This is a genomic window from Simplicispira piscis (genome assembly GCF_054783455.1).
In genome coordinates, this window is sequence record NZ_BAAGQN010000016.1 from 130,518 (window position 1) to 148,533 (window position 18,016).

The following is an 18,016-nucleotide window of genomic DNA, read 5'->3' on the forward strand; positions in this document are numbered from 1 at the left end:
AAGAATCTATTTCATGACCTGGCAGACCGAATTGAATGAAGTTGCACAGCGTAAAACCTTGGCGCAACGCATGGGCGGGGAGGAGAAAGTGGCGCGCCAACATGCGCACGGAAAACTCACCGTACGTGAACGCATTGATCAACTCCTTGATGCGGGCACCTTCCGTGAAGTTGGCGGACTCAGCGGTTGGGCGGTACGCAATACGCAAGGGGGCATTGAAGATTTCGTTCCCACCAATCAGGTGGCCGGATGGGGTCACATCGACGGGCAACCTGTCGCGGTCGTGGGTGATGACTTCACTGTGCGCGGCGGGGCCAGCGATGCCAGTATTTTTGAAAAACTCATGTATCCCGAGCACATGGCCAAGGGAATGCGCATGCCACTGGTGCGCCTGGTCGATGGCACTGGAGGCGGCGGTTCCGTCAAGCAATTGGAAAACATGGGCTACACCTACATTCCCACCGTGCCAGGCTGGGAAGTGGTGGATCAAAATCTTTCGCAAGTCCCCGTAGTGGCCTTGGCGCTCGGCTCTGTCGCCGGCCTAGGTGCTGCCCGTGTTGCGGCAAGCCACTATTCCTTGATCATCAAAGGTACGGGCCAGTTGTTTGCTGCAGGCCCACCACTAGTGGCCCACCTGGGTCAAATGGTGACCAAGGAAGAGCTAGGCGGCGCCGACATCCATGCGCGCAATGGCACGGTAGACGATGAAGTGGCCAGTGAAGCCGAAGCGTTTGCGCGCACGCGCCGCTTCCTGTCGTTCCTGCCCCGCAGCGTTGACAGCTTGCCGCCACGCGCGGCCAATGCCGATCCGGTGGACCGCAGCGAAGAGTCTTTGCTCTCCACCATTCCGCGCGACGACCGCAAGGTGTATGCCATCCGGCCTTTATTGCAAAAGTTGGTGGACCAGGGTGATTTTTTCGAGATAGGCCGCCACTGGGGGCGATCGCTGGTGACCGGATTTGCGCGGCTTGATGGCTGGCCTGTCGCCATTGTGGCCAACGATCCCTACATTTATGGCGGCGGCTGGACCCGTGCGGCCAGTGAAAAGGTTACGCGCTTCATTGACCTTGCTGAAACCTTCCGCTTGCCCGTTGTACACCTGGTCGACGTGCCGGGCTTCCAGATTGGCATAGAAGCTGAGCAAGCCGCGACTATCCGTGCAGGCGTGCGTGCCATGTCGGCTATTAGCCAGACTACCGTGCCCTGGTGCACCGTCATCCTGCGCAAATGCTTTGGCATAGCAGGTGCTGCTCACCGCCCCGAAGGCCGCTTCACCATGCGTTATGCATGGCCATCCGCACAATGGGGTTCGCTGCCGGTTGCGGGAGGACTGGAAGCTGCCTACAAAAAAGAGTTGGAGGCTGCGGAAGACCCGATCGCCGAAAGAAAGCTGATTGCGCAGCGGTTGGCAGACCTGTCTTCGCCCATGCTGACGGCCGAGAAGTTTGGGATTGAGGACATCATCGACCCGCGGGATACCCGTCGCGTGCTGTGCGACTTTGCCAACCTGGGCGCGCCCTTGCGGGCCTCACGCGGCTTTACCGTGCGGTATCGCCCATGACTGCCCCCGCCATGTTCCGCAAAGTACTGATCGCCAATCGCGGTGCCGTGGCCGCACGTGTGGTGCGCGCTCTGCGAGCCTTGGGCGTCGCCTCGGTGGTGGTGTATTCGGATGCTGATGCTGACCTGCCGTACGTTCGCGAAGCGGACGAAGCGTATGCCCTGGGGCCAGCCACGCCCCAACACAGTTATCTCAACATCACCGCCCTGCTTGGCGTCCTGCAACGCAGTGGCGCAGATGCTGTGCATCCCGGTTACGGGTTTCTTTCGGAAAACGCAGACTTTGCGCGGGCCGTGGAGGCCCACGGCGCGACCTTCATTGGCCCCAAGGCCGACTGGATCGACCTGATGGGTCACAAGACCAAGGCGCGTGACTTCATGGCTGCGCGTGGCATTCCCGTTGCGCCATCCAGCCCGGTCTACACCGCAGAGTGGGCGGACCTGTCACCCGAGCAGCGCGCCAGCATCACCGGCGTGGGCTACCCGGTGTTGGTGAAGCCTGCAGCCGGCGGAGGTGGCATAGGAATGCTTCCGGCGCACGATGACGAAGGCCTGGCCCGCGCCTGGGACACAGCACGATCCCTGGCGCAGCGCAGCTTCTCCAGTGTGGAGATTTATGTAGAGCGTTTGGTGCAAAAGCCCCGCCACGTGGAATTCCAGGTTCTTGCAGATCGGTACGGTCAAGTGCGGGTTCTGTTCGAGCGCGATTGCTCCGTACAACGCCGCCACCAAAAGGTATTGGAAGAAGCCCCGGCACCGGGCATTCCCCGCGATCTGCTGGATGCCACGTGCGAGCGGATTGCTCAAGTGCTTGGCAGCTTTGGGTACGACGTCATTGGAACGGTAGAAATGTTGTACGACACCGCTGATCAACGCTTTCATTTCCTCGAAATGAACACGCGGCTTCAGGTTGAGCATGCTGTGACAGAAGAAGTCACGGGCGTGGATCTGGTATGTGCACAGGTTCGCCTGGCAGCTGGTCAGCAGATGAAAGATGTTTTGCCCATAGCTCCATCGCTGAACGGCCATGCGATTGAAGCACGGCTGTATGCCGAAGACCCACAGCGCTTCTTCCCTTCTCCGGGGCCGCTTACCGTCTTCGAACTGCCGCAAGGTCCGGGGCTGCGTACCGAGACAGGCTATGCGCAAGGGGCGCAAGTCACGCCGTATTACGACCCTATGTTGGCGAAGATCATTGCCCACGGACAGGATCGAGAAACCGCACGCCAGCGATTGCTCACGGCGCTGGAGTCCGTCCAGATTCAGGGCGTCAAGACCAACCTCGCTTTTCTGTTGGACGCATTGCGTTCCGACGATTTCGTATCGGGCCAAGTGCACACCGAAATGGTGCGCAGTTTGCGGCCTCAACTTTTCAAGTAAACCCCATGAACGAAATTCAATTGCAATCTCTGGTCACAGGCAAGGTCTGGAAGATCGAAAAGAACATCGGCGATGCCGTTATCACGGGTGAAAGCGTGCTCATTGTCGAATCCATGAAGATGGAAATTCCTTTGGAGACGACGGTTGATGGCACTTTGGTGCGTGTGCTGGTTGCCGAAGGAGACATGGTCGAAGAAGGCCAGATCCTTGCGGTCGTCACTGCCAACTAAGGCAACAGACTTTACTGCGCTCCTGGTGTGCCCATGCAAACCCTCTCGTCCATGACCCCCTCTGTTCCTTCGCCCTCGGTTGCAGCCTCTCCGGTGCTTGAAGTGCGCAACCTTGGGGTGACTTTCGCTACCAGTACAGGTCCGTCACCGGTCGTACGCAACGTTTCCTTCAACGTGCATGCGGGTGAACGCATTGGGTTGGTCGGCGAGAGTGGGTGCGGAAAAACCGTCACGGGCCTGGCTTTGATGCGTCTGCTGCCTCCGATGGGTACACAGGTTTCGGGTCAGGTGCTGTTTGATGGCCAGGATTTGCTGGGCTTCAGCCAGCGGCGCATGCGCGCCCTGCGCGGCCGAGGAATAGGCATGGTGTTTCAGGAGCCCATGAGTGCGCTTGACCCCGTTTTCACAGTGGGTGAGCAGATCGCTGAGGCTTACCGGGCTCACTTCAAGTGTTCCAGGGCAGAAGCACGCGAACGCACCGAAAACGCTTTGGCGCAGGTGGGCATCCCCCTGCCCCGCCAGCGCTATGACGAGTATCCGCACCAGCTTTCTGGCGGTATGCGCCAACGGGTGATGATCGCCATGGCTTTGATCTGTGAGCCCCGTCTGGTGATTGCAGATGAACCCACTACAGCGCTCGATGTAACGGTACAGGCCCAAATCACGGCCTTGCTGCGCGACCTCAGCGAACGCACTGGAACGGCGCTTCTGTTTATCACGCATGACTTGGGCGTGGTTGCAGAGACCTGCACGCGCATGGTGACCATGTACGCAGGTGAAGTGGTTGAAGACGCGCAGGTTGACAGCGTCTTATTGGAGCCACGGCATCCCTACACGTCCGGCTTGCTGCGCTCACTGCCGCGCTTTTCCAAACGAAAGGCGCCGCTGGGTTTCGTGGCCGGGCGTGTGCCAGCACCCCAGGACGAGATTGCAGGATGCCGCTTTCAAGCACGTTGCCCGCACGCCCAGGCTGAATGCCAGCAGCCTCAATCGTTGGTGGCGGTCGAGGGGAAAGGCCGCCTGGTGCGCTGCATCCGTGCCCCACAACTGACGTTGCCCGGAGTAATCACGCCATGAGCGCACCGAATGGAACCCAGTCCATGAACGGCGTACCCCTTTTGCAAGTACATGACCTGCAGGTGGAGTTTGCATTGAAAGGTACGCGCCAGACGCTCAAGGCGGTCAACGGGGTGAGTTTTGATGTTGCCGCCGGGGAAACTTTCGGCATCATTGGGGAATCTGGTTCCGGCAAGACCACACTGGGCCGGGCATTGGTGTCCTTGGTAGCGCCCACACGCGGGCGCATTGCCCATGCTGGTGTGGATCCAACCACACTCACTGCGGCGCAATTGCGCGTGGAGCGCAGGCAATTCCAGATCATTTTTCAAGACCCGAACGCCTCGCTCAATCCCCGCATGAAGATTGGCGAATCAGTGGCCGAGCCCTTACTGGTGACGGGCACACTGACACGACAGGCATGCCATCAAGCGGCCCAACAGGCACTGGAGCGTGTGGGGCTTTCGGCGGCGCATGCCGATCGATACCCCCACCAGCTCTCTGGTGGACAGAAGCAACGCGCCAATATCGCCCGTGCGCTCACCCTGCATCCTCGGCTCCTCGTTTGTGATGAAGTTGTGGCCGCGCTGGACGTGTCCATTCGCGGTGAAGTGCTCAACCTGTTTGCTGAATTACAGCGTGAACTGGGGCTGACCTACGTTTTCATCACCCATGACCTTTCCGTAGTTGCGCACATCAGCGACCGCGTGGCGGTGATGTACCTGGGCCGCTTCATGGAAATGGGACCCGCTGAATCCGTGGCGCAAGCCCCGTTGCACCCTTACACACAGGCGTTGTTGTCAGCCGAACCTGTGCCTTTGCCTGCATCGATGCGACAGGAACAGCGCATGGCCTTGAGTGGCGATATTCCAAGCCCGGTTGCGCCTCCCTCGGGATGCGTTTTCCGCACCCGTTGCCCCCATGCGCTGCCTGTTTGTGCAGAACAAGTACCCGCCTGGAGTGAGCTGAGGCCCGGGCATTGGGTTGCTTGCCACATCGCCCAGGCCGATCCCTTGCCTGCTATTTGACTTTCAACCGACCCCAGGAGACAAAAAGTGAAAACAGACATCTCGCACACTACGCCGTCCCATGCCTTTGACCCTGCGCGGCGACGCGCCCTGGCGTCCATGCTGGCGGCCAGCGCTGCCATGGCGGGCGGAGCAAGCATGCCCGTCTGGGCGCAGGCTGCACGCCAAAAAGGTGGCGTTCTGAAGGTGGCCGCGCTGGTCAATCCCTCGAGCCTGGATCCGGCCACCGGAGGAGCAGGAACCGACCACGCCTACCTGTGGACTCTTTATGACACCTTGGTGGAGTGGGACTACAAGACTCTGCAGACCAAGCCTGGCCTTGCAGAGTGGGCATTTCCAGATCCACGCACCATGGTGTTAACGCTGCGCCCCGGGGTGAAATTCCACGATGGCACTGCGTGCGATGCGCAAGCCGTGAAGTTCAATCTTGACCGGAATCGCCAGGATGCGCGCTCCAACCTCAAGGCAGACCTCGCCAACATTTCTCAGGTTGAAGTGACAGGCCCCCTGCAGGTCAAGGTATCGCTGAACCAGCCGGATTACACCCTGCCCGCCTCCTTGTCGGACCGTGCCGGCATGATGGTGTCGCCCAAGGCTGTGCGCGAACTGGGCGCGGACCACGACCGCAAGCCAGTGGGCGCAGGCCCTTGGAAATTCGTCAAATGGGCCGACGGTCAAAACGTGACGTTGGTGCGGCACGAACAATATTGGCGCGCTGATCAGCCCTATGTGGACGGCATCGAATTCAACATCATCGTAGACAACGCTACGGCGTTGCGCTCGGTAGTGGCCAACCAGAACCATTTTGTGCATTCCTTGTCTGCACGCTACAAACCAATCATCGACCGTGCCAAAAATTTGAAATTCGTCACGGGCCCCACGCTGTACCTGCATCAGATTTACTTCAACTTCGCGCGTGGTGCACTCAGTAACCTCAAGGTGCGTCAAGCCATCAACTTTGCCATCGACCGCGACGCCTTCTTGAAGGCCGGTATGGGAGGCCTGGGCGAAATCGCGCACATGCAACTTCCATCGGCCCACTGGGCCTACGACAAATCACTGGTGGGCCTGTACCCCTTTGATCCCGAGCGTGCACGCAAACTGGTTGCAGAGTCAGGCCTCTCCAACATCGAAATTGTGTTTGGTGGCAACAATGACCAAGACTCGGTGCGCCGCAACGAAATCGTGATGGAGCAGCTCGGAAAGGTCGGGATCAAGACGCGCTTCATTGCCGCCCCGGTGGCCGAAGCTGCCTCCCAGTTCTTTGGTAGCGAGAAGAAAACGGACGCCCTGTTGTCGGCCTGGACTGGGCGACCCGATCCCAGTATGTCCTACGGATCTCTGTATGGTACGAGCGCCTATTTCAATGCCGGACGTACGGAAATCTCTCCAGAGTTCACAAAGTTGCTCCAGGAGAGCCGGGCCCGCGAGACCTTGGCAGACCGCCAGCGGGTGTTCTCCAGCATCCAGCGTACCGTCATGGAAGGAGCCTACGTGGCGCCCTTGGTTTTCCAGGTAGAAGTGGCGGCAGCCGCGCCGCAAGTGCGCGACTTCGTGCCCAACTTGCTGGGCAAGCCGAAGTTCAACGACGTCTGGCTCGCGTCCTGACGCGGTAACGGAGGGCTGCGGTCATGCGCCAATTGCTGCGGGAACTGGGTAACGGAAGAGGTCTGAGCCTTTTATGGGGGCGACTGGCCCAGTCGCTGCCCGTGCTGCTGTTCGCCACCTTTGTGGCGTTCGGTCTGCTCAAGCTTGTTCCGGGTGACATCGCTGTCACCTTGGCTGGCGACAACGCATCCGATGCGCGAATTGCCGAAATCCGGCAGCTTTATGGCCTGGACCGTAGCTTTTTCGTGCAGTATTTTTCCTGGCTCACTGACGCAGTGCAAGGCAACCTTTCACGCTCTTTGCTGTCGGGTGAAGAGGTTGCCACCTCGATTGCACGCAGCCTGCCCCACACCTTGCTCATTGTGGTGATGGCGCTGGTGCTGGCGTTTGCGGTGGGGGCTCCTTTGGGGATCCTGGCGGCGGCACACCAGGGCCGGGGGCTGGATCGGGTTCTTATGGCGCTATCGTCTTTGGGGGTGGCTGTCCCCAATTTCTGGTTAGCCATGGTGATGATTGCGTTCTTCGCCTTGCAACTGGGCTGGTTTCCAGTCACCGGTGCCGTCGCGTGGCAGGACGACTGGGTCAGCGCGCTGCACCATGCAGCTCTCCCTGCGATGGCACTTGCCGCAGGCGGAATAGCCGAAGTGGCACGCCAGATACGAAGCTCGCTCGCCGAACTGGCGCAATCGCAGCAGGTGCGCACGCTGCATGCAAAGGGACTTTCGTCCGCAGCCATTCTTTGGAAACACGGGCTCAAGAACGTGGGCATCAACCTTCTCACAGTCCTGACCTTGCTGGCCAACCGCATGCTGGCGGCCACCGTGGTGATCGAGGCGGTATTTGCGATTCCCGGCGTGGGCAGCCTGATTGTTGGCGCTGCACTTCAGCGTGATTTTCCTGTCGTGCAGGGCGTCATTTTGGTGCTCGTGGTGATCGTTTTGCTCCTCAATCTTCTTGCAGACTTGCTTTATCGCGTGATTGACCCACGCCTTCATTGACATGGCCACTACCCTTACGCCTCCCTTTTCCCCCACATGGCATAGCGCGATTGGGGCGTGGCTGAGCAGAGACCCCTGGGCAGGTCTCAGCCTAGGTTTTCTAGTGCTGCTTGTACTGGTCTCTTTTGGCGCGCCATTGATCGCTCCCTATTCGCCTTCCATGCAAGACTTGGGAAACACGCTGGCAGCACCTTCAGCCCAGCATTGGCTGGGCACAGACGACCTTGGTCGAGACATCCTGAGCCGCCTGCTCTATGGAGGGCGTGTGGCCTTGTACGCAAGCGCACTGGCTGTCGGCATTGCCTTTATTCTGGGCGTGCCGATTGGCATTCTTGCGGGTTTTCGCGGCGGCTGGCTGGATACGGTGGTCAGTCGCGTGATAGATACCTTGCTCTCGTTTCCTGCCATCGTCCTGGCAATCGCTGTCACGGGAGCGCTGGGTATTGGCTTGACTAACGGCATGATAGCCGTGGGTATTGTCTTTGCGCCGCAGCTCGCACGCATCGTGCGGGCACGCACACTGATCGTGCGTCAGGAACAATACGTGGATGCCGCGCGTTGTTACGGTGCGTCCACCACGCATATTTTGTGGCGCCATGTGCTGCCCAACGCAATCCAGCCTGTTTTGGTACAGATCACTATTTTGCTAGCGGGGGCGCTGCTGGCGGAGGCCAGTCTCAGCTTTCTTGGCTTGGGTATCCAGCCGCCAGAAGCTAGTTGGGGCGCCATGTTGGCACGAGCCTATCAAAGCATGGAGATCGAGCCCTCGCAAATGTATGCGCCTGGTTTGGCGATACTTTGCACCGCGTTGGCGTTCAATAGTCTGGGCGAGGCTCTGCGCAAGGAACTGGACCCCACCAACCGACGTTTGTGAAGCGCGCCACCCGGCTGCAGGGATTTTGTCTGCACCGGGCTTCAAGACGGTTCGTATAGAGCCCCGGGGTGCCAGCGCCAAAGCTACGGTCTTTTGTGCTGGATTAGATGGTTTGCGTGGGGCGCTCAGATCCCAGCGCTGTGCCCAGCAGTTCTTCGATTTTGAGCTTGAGCTGGCGTGACTTTTCGTCCTTGGGGAACTGGATACCGACGCCTTGGGTACGGTTACCTCCAGCCCGTGCGGGCGTGACCCAGGCCACACGGCCAGCTACGGGGTAGCGCTGGGGGTCATCGGGCAGGGTCAGCAGCACATAAACATCATCGCCCAGCCGGTATTCGCGCGGCGTGGGTACAAAGATGCCACCCTCGACGAAAAAAGGAATGTAGGCCGCATGCAAGGCCCCTTTTTCCTTGATAGCCAGTTGCATGACACTGGGACGGGGCGCGGTGGGAGGGCTGCTCATGGTGTTGCGGGCGGGGTACGTTGGGGAGAGTGTAGGACGTTTCGCGCCTGGGCGACAAGCGCCTCCAGCACCAGCCCGGTATTGAACGGATGCTCGGCGGTGCGGGCGGACTGCATCAGCGCACGCGACCAGCGCGTGAGCGGTGCCAACGCTGGCGGCGGCGGTAGGTCCGCCACTGCAAAGTAGCGTGGCGCGGCGCCAGTGCGCAGGGCCATCAGGTCATGGCAAAGTTTCTGCATTGCATCGATGGCTTGTGCAGGAGTCCATTGGGCCAATGCGCTGACCTGGCCGCGCAACATGGCCTGCGGAAACTGCGCCCAGACCTCGGGCCCCTGGCCAGACCGGGCCAATGCCAAGGCGTCATCGGGGCGCCCACCTGTTGCACGCAAAAAGGCCGTGGCGGCGGCAGGTGCAACGCCCTGCCCGGTCATCCATTCCAGCATCTCAGGCGCATCGGGCCAAACCATGGTGTGGCCCAGGCAGCGGCTACGGATGGTGGGCAGCAACTGGTGCGCGGCTTCGCTGGCCAGCACAAAGCGCACATCGCCTGGCGGCTCTTCCAGTGTTTTGAGCAGTGCATTGGCCGTGACGTGGTTCATCTGCTCTGCGGGATAGACAAGCACCGCCTTGCCCCGACCGCGAGCGCTGGTGCGCTGGGAAAATTCGACCGCATTGCGCATGGCCTCGACACGGATTTCCCGGCTGGGTTTGCGCGACTTGTCGTCAATTTCGGCCTGTGCTTTTTCAGGCAGAGGCCACCCCAGGGCCAGCATGTCTACTTCAGGCATCAGCATGCAAAGGTCGGCATGCGCATGCACGTCGATGGCGTGGCAGCTGCTGCACTGACCGCAGGCGCCCCGGGGCGATGGCGCTTCGCACAGCCAGGCGCGTACCAGCTCCAGGCCCAGCGTGTATTGCCCCAGCCCCGAGGGGCCGTGCAAAAGCCAGGCGTGGCCGCGCTGCGCGAGCAAGGTGTTGCGCTGAGCGGCCACCCAGGGTGCCAGGGGTGAGGTGTTCAAGGGGTTGCTCCAGTCTGCGCGGTCGAGGTTTGCAGCCAGCCCTTGCGCACCAGTACCTGCTGCAGTTGCTGCCATACCTGGGGCCGTTGCTGCGCAGCGTCAAGCCGGGCAAAACGTTTGGGAGCCCCGGCGGCGCGCTGGGCATAGCCCTGGGCCACACGCGCGAAAAAAGCAGCATCCTGGGCCTCGAAACGGTCCGGTGCCCGCGCCTGGGAGAGGCGCTGGGCCGCAATGGCGGGGTCTAGCTCAAACCAGAACGTGAGATCAGGTTCTCGCATAAAATCGGGCTCCAGGGCAACACCCGTCTGCGCAACGCGCTCCAAAAACGATAGCGTTTCAAGAGAAAAACCACGACCTGCCCCTTGGTAGGCAAAAGTAGCGTCGGTAAAACGGTCGCACAGCACCACGGCACCACCGGCCAATGCAGGCTCGATCACGGTACGCAAGTGGTCGCGCCTTCCGGCAAATACCAGCAGGGCTTCGGTCAGTGCATCCATGCTGTCATTCAGCAGCATGTTGCGCAATTTTTCTGCCAGCGGCGTACCACCGGGCTCGCGGGTAGTGACTACGGTGCGGCCCTGGGCCCGAAAAGCGTTGGCCAGTGTCTCGATGTGCGAGGACTTGCCCGCACCATCGATGCCTTCAAAACTGATGAACAGGCCGGGGAGACTCATGCGACGGACTTTCGTTTTATTGCGACTGGCCGCGCTGAAAACGGTTGACGGCGCGGTTGTGCTCGTCCAGCGAAGCGCTGAAATGGCTGGACCCATCGCCCCGCGCCACAAAATACAGTGCGCGGGTGCTTTCGGGCTGCACAGCCGCCAGGAGCGAGGCCTTGCCCGGCATGGCGATGGGCGTGGGCGGCAGGCCCGCGCGGGTGTAAGTGTTCCAGGGGGTGTCGGTCTGCAGGTCCTTGCGGCGCAGGTTGCCGTCAAATTTTTCGCCCAGACCGTAAATGACGGTCGGGTCGGTTTGCAGCAGCATGCCAGTGCGCAGCCGGTTGCTGAACACCCCGGCAATTTGCGCCCGGTCGGCTGCACGCCCGGTTTCCTTTTCCACAATGCTGGCGAGGATCAGTGCTTCGTCGGCGGATTTGAGAGGGGTGTCATTGGCCCGCTGCGCCCAGGCCGCTTCGAGACGCCGGTCCATGGCATGCAGAGCACGCCGCAGAACCGCCAACTCGCTCGATCCCTTGGCGTAGGTGTAGGTGTCGGGGAAGAAACGGCCCTCAGGGTGCACACCCGGACGCCCCAGGAGCTCCATCAGATCGGCATCCGTGAGGGTGGCAGTGTCGTGCTTGAGAGCCTCTTCGCGTGCCAGTGCGGCGCGCACTTGGCGAAAGGTCCATCCCTCCAGCAAGGTCAGGCTGCGCAGGGATTCCTCGCCCCGCACCAGCTTGTCGAGCAGGGTCAGTGGCGTGGTGCCTGGGGGAATCTCATAGTTGCCGGCCTTGATCTCGCGCACCTTGCCGGACAGGCGAAACCAGGCAAACAGAATGCGGGAATCGACCCGGACACCGGCCTGCTCGATGTCCCGTGCAATGGCGCGCGGGGGCGTTCCGGGCTCGATGGCGAGCTCCAGTGGTTCGGCGCCCATGGGCAAGGGGGCGTGCAGCCACCAAGCTGCTGCGCCACCGAAGACCGTTGCCAAGAACAATAACCAGACCAGAAGACGTCGCACAACCCTGCTATGTGTATGTATGAGAGGGGGCATCATAATTCAGGGATGACTTCGAATTTCCATGGCATTGCCCCCCTGAACCACCTGGGCGTGATCCGCGCCGAAGGCGATGACGCCGTCAAGTTTCTCCATGGCCAGCTGACCCATGACTTCGCGTTGCTGGACATGGGTCACGCGCGGCTGACCGCCTTTCTGTCGGCCAAAGGCCGCATGCAGGCCAGTTTCATTGGTTTCAAGCGCAGCCCCACCGAAGTGTGGCTGGTGTGCAGCCGTGACCTGCTGGCGCCTACGCTCAAACGCTTGTCCATGTTCGTGATGCGCGCCAAGGCCAAACTGACCGACGCCACAGCAGACATTCAGATTTTTGGGTTAGCAGGAAATGCTATTGAATCCGTAGCTGGAGGCTCTCAACCAGCTTGGTCGAAAGTCGATTTTGATAATAAAATTGTGGTGCATCTGCCGCCTGCAGCAGGGCAGCCCCGGGCCTTGTGGTTGGCGCCGGCGGGTGAACCCGCACCGGCCGGGCCCGCGATCGACCCGGCGCTGTGGGCCTGGGGCGAGGTGCAAAGCGGCGTTGCCACATTGACTGCGCCGCTGGTGGATGCCTTTGTGCCCCAGATGCTCAACTACGAATCGGTCGATGGCGTGAGCTTCAAGAAAGGCTGCTACCCCGGCCAGGAAGTAGTGGCGCGCAGCCAGTTCCGGGGGGCTATCAAACGCAGGGCCTATCTGGCCCATGCCGACGCCGAACTGCTGGCAGGCGCCGACGTGTATGCCCCCGCCGATCCCGAGCAACCCTGTGGAACCGTGGTGCAGGCCGCCCCGGCTCCCAATGGGGGGTGGGACGCGATTGTTTCACTGCAAATTGCGGCAGCGGAACAAGGCGGGTTGCGCGCCGCAGCCGTGGATGGCGCGGCCTTGACCCTGGGCTCCCTGCCCTACCTCTTGCTCGAAGATATTTGACCCCGCAGGCGACGGTTGTGCGTGCCCTTTTGCCACAGGCAGGAGAGCGGCACTGCGTTGATGCCCACCGTTTGGTAGACACACCTTTGGAATCCACCCAGATCACCACCCCGCACAGTCCCTGGCGTATGTCCATTGCCCCGATGATGGACTGGACGGACCGCCATTGCCGCTACCTGCACCGGCTGTTGAGTCGCCATGTGCTGCTGTACACCGAGATGGTGAATGCCGGCGCCATCATCCACGGCGGCACCGAGCGGCATTTGCGCTTTAACGCCGAAGAGCATCCTGTGGCGCTGCAGCTCGGTGGCAACGATCCGGCCACCCTGGCCCGCAGTGCGCAACTGGGCGCGCAGTGGGGGTATGACGAAATCAACCTGAACTGCGGCTGCCCCAGTGACCGGGTGCAGCGCGGTGCTTTTGGGGCCAGCCTGATGAAGGAGCCCCAGCACGTCGCCGATTGCATCAAGGCCATGGTGGATGCGGTGCAGGTGCCGGTCACCGTGAAGCACCGCATTGGCATCGACAAGGACGAGAGTTATGGCTTTGTGCGCGACTTCATCGGCACGGTGCATGCGGCGGGCTGCTCGGTGTTTATCGTGCATGCACGCAATGCCTGGCTACAGGGTTTGTCACCCAAGGAAAACCGGGAGGTGCCGCCGCTGCGCTACGACGTCGTGCATCAGCTCAAACGTGATTTTCCAGACTTGACCATTGCCATCAACGGGGGGCTGAACACCGATGAGGCAGTGCAGGAGCAACTCGCCCACCTCGATGGTGTGATGGTCGGCCGTGAGGCCTACCACAACCCCTGGTGGCTGACCGGCTGGGACGCGTTGTATTACGGCGGAGCGCCCAATCCGCTGACCCGTGACGAGGTGGAGGCCGCCATGGTGGAGTACATGGAGCGGGAAGCTGCAGCCTATGGCACACACTGGTACGCGATTGCCCGCCATATGCTGGGCCTTCGCCACGGCCTGCCGGGTGCGCGGCGCTGGCGCCAGGTGTGGAGCGACCACCACCTCAAGGACTGCCCGCCGCGTGAGGTGATGGCGTTGGCGCACGCGGCCCAAGTGGAAGTGCAGGAGCGCCGCGAAGCGGCATCACACTGAAGTCAGCCTGCGCTGCAGCCAGGGCTCGAGCGGTTCGGGGCGGCCAAAAAAATAGCCCTGCAGACAGTCGCAATCGTGCGAGGCCAGAAACTCGGCCTGGGCGCTGGTTTCCACACCTTCGGCGACCACCCGCAGCTTGAGGTGGCGGGCCACGGCGAGGATGGACTCGACAATCGCCGTCCCATTGGGGTCGTCCGGTGTGTCTTGCACAAAGCTTTTGTCGATTTTCAACTCAAAAATCGGCAGCTTCTTCAGGTAGGCCAGGCTGGAATAGCCGGTGCCAAAGTCGTCGATAGAAAAGCGCAGCCCCATCTGTACCAGTTCGGTCATGCGGGCTACGGTTTTGTCCAGGTTTTCGATCAACAGGCTTTCGGTCACTTCCAGGATCAGATGTTCGGGCGGAGCGCCCGTGCGCTCCAGCATGCCGCGCACGCGCTCGACAAAATCATCCTGGCGAAACTGGCGTTCGCTCACGTTGACGGAGAGGGAGACGACGCGCTGCGCTGCCTCCAGCCGCGCCAGCGCTTCGCAGGCCTGCTCGATCATCCAATCGCCCATGCGCAAAATCAATCCCGAGGACTCGGCTACAGGTATGAAACAGCTGGGCGGAACGCTGCCCCGCACCGGGTGGTTCCAGCGCATCAGCAACTCGCCCCCCACCACCGTACCGGCCGCATTGACCTGTGGCTGCACATACACTGCCAGTTGACCCTCGGCCTTGGCCTTCTTCAAATCTTGTTCCAGCGCGAGGCGCTCTTGCGCGTCGGCCTGCATCGCCGCCTCGTAGAAGCTGATGCGGTTGCGCCCGAGGTCCTTGGCACGATACATCGCGGTATCGCCTTCCCGCAGCAGGTCTTCCACCCCCTCGTGCTCTTTGGGAAACAAGGTGATGCCAATGCTGGCGGTGGCGTCGTACGAGTGCCCCTCAATCGTGTACGGATCTTCCAGTGCGCTACGGATCGTCTCGCCCATCAACAACGCTTCGCGCCCTGCGTCATGCATGTCCAGGGCAAGGTTGTTGAGCAACAGCACGAACTCATCGCCACCCAGGCGTGCCACGGTAGCGCTGACCGGTACCAGCCCGGTCAGGCGCTGCGCAACCTGCACCAGCAGCGCATCGCCCAGGGTGTGTCCGCGGGCATCGTTGATTTGCTTGAAGTTGTCCAGGTCGATGAAAAACAGCGCACCGACCTGTCCCGACTTGCGTGCCGATGCCAATGCGTGCTCCAGGCGGTCCAGCAGCATGCGGCGGTTGGGCAGCGCCGTCAGGGTGTCAAAGTAAGCCAGCTGGTGTGTGCGCGCCTCGGCCTGCTTGCGTTCGGTAATGTCCCGCGCAATGGCGACAAAGCGTTGCCCCTGACCTGCGGGAATGCCGTCCTTGCGGGCAATAGATAGTTCAAACCAGTGGCTTTGCGCGCCCAGGTCCATGCGGTACTGGTGGCCGGCTGAATAGCCTGTGTCCATGGCCGCCTGGAGCGTGGTGCGGCAGCCCGGCACGGCTTCGGGCGCTACCAGATCGATCAGCCGCTGGCCCAGGAACATCTCGGGAGCCAATTCCAACAGACCAGACCGTGCCGAGCGGAAGTGGTGAATGCGCCCTTCCTGGTCGAGTTCAAAAAGCAAGTCGGGAATTGCGTTGAGGGTGCTCTCCAGATCGTCACGGGTGGAGCGCAGTGCTTGGGTCATGCGATGGGCCAGTGTCATGGCACGCACCCGGGCGGTGGAGAAAAACCAGATCAGTCCGCCCACCATCAAGCTGAGCATCACGCCCATCATGGCGTTAAAGGCTTGGTTATTGTTTTTAAAGCGCTGCTCAAAGTGCGGCAGCGCGCGCATGGAAAGCTCCCACGTGCGGCCGCCAATGTCCAAGAGTCGGGTTTCGTGCAGGTCAGAGTCGCCAGCCGAGGCGTTGCCGTACAGCAGTGCCAAGCCTTCAGAAGCGCCCACATCGCGGATGCTCAGGTCGATGTCGGGATCAAGTTGCCGGGTCATGCCCTGCAACATCTCGTGGATGCGAATGGGAGCTGATATCCAGCCGAACAGCGCCCGCCTGCGACCCTCAACCGTGTCGGGGTCGCTGGGTTTGGTATAGATGGGCAGGTACATGACGACTCCCACAGCATCCTTGCGGCCTGCGTCTTGCCGCAACGTTAACGCGGCACTCAACGAGGCCTTCCCGGTATCACGGGCGCGTTCCAGCGCATCCCTGGTGGCTGGAACCGTGCTGATATCAAACCCCAGCGCTTTCAGGTTGCGGCCGGTGAGTGGTTCGATATAGCTGAGGGGAGCGAAATACGCGCGATCCCCGGCGGGCTGAACTGCGTAGCGGCGAAAACCCTTGCTGTGCATTTCCAGTTCGTGGGCCTGCACTTGGCCTGCTACGAGGCGTGGCGCATAAGCCACGGCTTGCAGACCAGGAAGGGTGTCTTCCAGCGACAGCGCTGCTACATAGGCATGGAACTCTTCGCGGTCGATACTTTCAGAACCGTCGTAATACCCTTTGACGCCGCGCAGCATCATCGACAGGGTGCCCATCTGGTCACGGATGCTGTAGGTGTTACGGTCCACCGCCGCTGTGAAGGCTTGCTGGCGCCGGCCAAGGGAAGTCTGTGTTTCGCTGACCCAGTGCCGCCAGGTCAGGCCCAGCAGCAACACCGCCAGCAATAGCCCGGCGAACATCGGCAGGTGCCCGGGAATGCGGGGCTCCTGCGAAACTACAGTGGAGGCAGTGGTTTGCATGAACAGGAAGAGAAGGCCAAGGCAGCTGGCCGACCGCGAAAGAACCGGGCGTTGTAGCAGCTTGTATAGGTTAACAAGTTTGCCCAATTTTGCGAAACTGCCCGACAGAGCGGCTCGGCCAATGCCAGATACCCCTGAGAATCCAAGCAACACGACACACCCGCCTTTCAGAAAGCCCGCCCCATGCCATCGCTTGACTTCGAACTGGAGGAATCCCGCTTCTTGGCCTTCCATGACAAACACCAGAGCCAACTGCAGGCGGCCTGCGCGGCTTTTGTGGATTTGGTAGGTTCGCACGTAGCCCGCAACGGCCAGGTCGAGATCTCCAAGGTGGAAGGCCGGGTCAAGGAGCGCGACGAGTGCATTCGCAAGTTCTCGCGCAAATACCGCGCCGTGCTGGAGGAAAGCAGCACACCTTATGAAATACGCGACTACATCAGCGACCTGATTGGTGTGCGCGTGGTTTGCCTGTACGAAGACGAACTGGAAAAAGTAGCGGCGGCAGTGCAGTCATTGTTTGATGTGATCGAGGTGACGGACAAGGTCAGCGCCGTGGAGGGGACCGAGGCTGCGTTTGGCTACAAGGGCCTGCACCTGGACTTGCGCCTGAATGCCTCGCAGGCCGCCCTGCCAGCGCATGCACTGCTTGCGCCGTGGCCTATCGAGCTGCAGATCCGCACCATCATCCAGGACTCCTGGAGCGTGCTGGACCATAAGATCAAGTACAAAAAGGCCATTCCCGGCCCACTCAAGCGACGCATTAACGTGCTGTCTGCCCTGTTTGAGCTGGCTGACCGCGAATTTCGGCAAATCCGCGACGAAACCGAAGCTGAATTGCTCAAGGCCCCCGACGCGACCGACGAATCCTTGGCCGATCTTGATCCACAGCCTATGCCCCAGGCTGCGCTGCCAGGCAGCGTGCTCGATGCGTTCTCCTTTCTCAAGATCGCCACGCATTTTTTCCGCGACTTCACGTTTGAACCGCACAAATTGGACAGTTTCGTGGACGACATCCACGCCTGGTCGCCCGGGATTACCCGCGCACGCTTCAATGGCCTGTTGCGGCAGAACATCGGCATTGTCAAACGCTACAAGCAGTATTTCGAAGAACAGAACCCGAACGGCAAGTTCAACGCCTATACCGTCATCCGGCACTGCCTGTATCTGGGTAACAAGGAGGTGTTCGGCCAAGCGCTGCGCAAGGTGTCGCGTACCTCGTTCGATGCCTGGTTGCAGTCGCAGGCAGGCAGTCAGGCTGCCGTCAAAGATATAGATAAAAAAGGCGTATAAGGCAATTAGGTAAAGC

Annotated in this window: 16 protein-coding genes; 11 read left to right on the forward strand and 5 right to left on the reverse strand. The window is 60.9% G+C overall.

Translation table 11 applies throughout. The annotated features are described in order from the left end of the window. Window positions 1-13: 13 nt before the first annotated feature. From ACYVOC_RS12570 to ACYVOC_RS12605, 8 genes are read left to right on the forward strand one after another with little or no spacing between them, the layout of a single operon-like run. Window positions 14-1,561: an acyl-CoA carboxylase subunit beta gene (locus ACYVOC_RS12570; protein WP_116003911.1), complete on the forward strand. Its 1,548-nt coding sequence runs from the start codon at window positions 14-16 to the stop codon at window positions 1,559-1,561. Next, window positions 1,558-2,940: an acetyl-CoA carboxylase biotin carboxylase subunit gene (locus ACYVOC_RS12575; protein WP_461162035.1), complete on the forward strand. Its 1,383-nt coding sequence runs from the start codon at window positions 1,558-1,560 to the stop codon at window positions 2,938-2,940. Before ACYVOC_RS12570 ends, ACYVOC_RS12575 begins: the two co-directional genes overlap by 4 nt. A 5-nt stretch (window positions 2,941-2,945) precedes the next feature. Further along, a complete protein-coding gene (locus tag ACYVOC_RS12580; RefSeq protein WP_461162036.1) occupies window positions 2,946-3,170 on the forward strand; it encodes an acyl-CoA carboxylase biotin carboxyl carrier protein subunit in 225 nt (74 codons plus the stop codon). 33 nt (window positions 3,171-3,203) lie between these two features. Then, complete coding sequence (locus ACYVOC_RS12585) at window positions 3,204-4,247, forward strand: ABC transporter ATP-binding protein (RefSeq protein ID WP_461162037.1); 1,044 nt, start codon at window positions 3,204-3,206, stop codon at window positions 4,245-4,247. Continuing rightward, window positions 4,244-5,254: an ABC transporter ATP-binding protein gene (locus ACYVOC_RS12590; RefSeq protein ID WP_461162038.1), complete on the forward strand. Its 1,011-nt coding sequence runs from the start codon at window positions 4,244-4,246 to the stop codon at window positions 5,252-5,254. Before ACYVOC_RS12585 ends, ACYVOC_RS12590 begins: the two co-directional genes overlap by 4 nt. A 27-nt stretch (window positions 5,255-5,281) precedes the next feature. Beyond that, entirely contained in the window at window positions 5,282-6,862 is a 1,581-nt protein-coding gene (locus tag ACYVOC_RS12595; protein WP_461162039.1) for an ABC transporter substrate-binding protein, read from the forward strand. A 23-nt stretch (window positions 6,863-6,885) separates the two neighbouring features. Then, entirely contained in the window at window positions 6,886-7,860 is a 975-nt protein-coding gene (locus ACYVOC_RS12600; RefSeq protein ID WP_116003905.1) for an ABC transporter permease, read from the forward strand. Continuing rightward, window positions 7,841-8,734, forward strand: coding sequence for an ABC transporter permease (locus ACYVOC_RS12605; protein ID WP_233521113.1), 894 nt, complete (start codon window positions 7,841-7,843; stop codon window positions 8,732-8,734). Before ACYVOC_RS12600 ends, ACYVOC_RS12605 begins: the two co-directional genes overlap by 20 nt. A gap of 103 nt (window positions 8,735-8,837) precedes the next feature. On the opposite strand, the gene ACYVOC_RS12610 is transcribed toward ACYVOC_RS12605, so the two are convergent. From ACYVOC_RS12610 to mltG, 4 genes are read right to left on the reverse strand one after another with little or no spacing between them, the layout of a single operon-like run. Beyond that, window positions 8,838-9,197, reverse strand: coding sequence for a PilZ domain-containing protein (locus ACYVOC_RS12610; protein WP_116003903.1), 360 nt, complete (start codon window positions 9,195-9,197; stop codon window positions 8,838-8,840). After that, entirely contained in the window at window positions 9,194-10,216 is a 1,023-nt protein-coding gene (locus ACYVOC_RS12615; RefSeq protein WP_461162040.1) for a DNA polymerase III subunit delta', read from the reverse strand. Before ACYVOC_RS12615 ends, ACYVOC_RS12610 begins: the two co-directional genes overlap by 4 nt. Then, the gene (gene tmk / locus ACYVOC_RS12620) at window positions 10,213-10,890 is read right to left on the reverse strand and encodes a dTMP kinase (protein ID WP_116003901.1); all 678 of its coding nucleotides are present in this window, start codon (window positions 10,888-10,890) and stop codon (window positions 10,213-10,215) included. The genes ACYVOC_RS12615 and tmk overlap by 4 nt, the downstream gene beginning before the upstream one ends. A 16-nt stretch (window positions 10,891-10,906) precedes the next feature. After that, window positions 10,907-11,932 carry an endolytic transglycosylase MltG gene (gene mltG / locus ACYVOC_RS12625; protein WP_199562972.1) on the reverse strand — a complete coding sequence of 342 codons (1,026 nt, stop codon included), beginning with the start codon at window positions 11,930-11,932 and terminating at the stop codon, window positions 10,907-10,909. 9 nt (window positions 11,933-11,941) lie between these two features. On the opposite strand from mltG, the gene ygfZ reads away from it, so the two are divergent. Further along, window positions 11,942-12,859, forward strand: a complete 918-nt coding sequence (ygfZ, locus tag ACYVOC_RS12630) for a CAF17-like 4Fe-4S cluster assembly/insertion protein YgfZ (RefSeq protein ID WP_116003900.1) — start codon at window positions 11,942-11,944, stop codon at window positions 12,857-12,859. Between the two features lie 86 nt (window positions 12,860-12,945). Further along, window positions 12,946-13,971 (forward strand): tRNA dihydrouridine(20/20a) synthase DusA, encoded by a 1,026-nt coding sequence (gene dusA, locus ACYVOC_RS12635; RefSeq protein ID WP_461162041.1) that lies wholly within the window; start codon window positions 12,946-12,948, stop codon window positions 13,969-13,971. Here the strand turns inward: dusA and ACYVOC_RS12640 are convergent. Then, window positions 13,963-16,710: a bifunctional diguanylate cyclase/phosphodiesterase gene (locus tag ACYVOC_RS12640; RefSeq protein WP_461162042.1), complete on the reverse strand. Its 2,748-nt coding sequence runs from the start codon at window positions 16,708-16,710 to the stop codon at window positions 13,963-13,965. The two genes, dusA and ACYVOC_RS12640, sit on opposite strands and share 9 nt — an antisense overlap. A gap of 183 nt (window positions 16,711-16,893) precedes the next feature. On the opposite strand from ACYVOC_RS12640, the gene ACYVOC_RS12645 reads away from it, so the two are divergent. Then, the gene (locus ACYVOC_RS12645; RefSeq protein WP_116003898.1) at window positions 16,894-18,000 is read left to right on the forward strand and encodes a GTP pyrophosphokinase; all 1,107 of its coding nucleotides are present in this window, start codon (window positions 16,894-16,896) and stop codon (window positions 17,998-18,000) included. The last annotated feature ends 16 nt before the right edge of the window (window positions 18,001-18,016 follow it).

Coding starts and splice junctions, on each gene's coding strand:
- ACYVOC_RS12570 (WP_116003911.1), top strand. CDS start 14: ATGACCTGGCAGACCGAATTGAATGAAGTTGCACAGCGTAAAACCTTG.
- ACYVOC_RS12575 (WP_461162035.1), top strand. CDS start 1,558: ATGACTGCCCCCGCCATGTTCCGCAAAGTACTGATCGCCAATCGCGGT.
- ACYVOC_RS12580 (WP_461162036.1), top strand. CDS start 2,946: ATGAACGAAATTCAATTGCAATCTCTGGTCACAGGCAAGGTCTGGAAG.
- ACYVOC_RS12585 (WP_461162037.1), top strand. CDS start 3,204: ATGCAAACCCTCTCGTCCATGACCCCCTCTGTTCCTTCGCCCTCGGTT.
- ACYVOC_RS12590 (WP_461162038.1), top strand. CDS start 4,244: ATGAGCGCACCGAATGGAACCCAGTCCATGAACGGCGTACCCCTTTTG.
- ACYVOC_RS12600 (WP_116003905.1), top strand. CDS start 6,886: ATGCGCCAATTGCTGCGGGAACTGGGTAACGGAAGAGGTCTGAGCCTT.
- ACYVOC_RS12610 (WP_116003903.1), bottom strand. CDS start 9,197: ATGAGCAGCCCTCCCACCGCGCCCCGTCCCAGTGTCATGCAACTGGCT.
- tmk (WP_116003901.1), bottom strand. CDS start 10,890: ATGAGTCTCCCCGGCCTGTTCATCAGTTTTGAAGGCATCGATGGTGCG.
- mltG (WP_199562972.1), bottom strand. CDS start 11,932: ATGATGCCCCCTCTCATACATACACATAGCAGGGTTGTGCGACGTCTT.
- ygfZ (WP_116003900.1), top strand. CDS start 11,942: ATGACTTCGAATTTCCATGGCATTGCCCCCCTGAACCACCTGGGCGTG.
- ACYVOC_RS12640 (WP_461162042.1), bottom strand. CDS start 16,710: ATGCAAACCACTGCCTCCACTGTAGTTTCGCAGGAGCCCCGCATTCCC.
- ACYVOC_RS12645 (WP_116003898.1), top strand. CDS start 16,894: ATGCCATCGCTTGACTTCGAACTGGAGGAATCCCGCTTCTTGGCCTTC.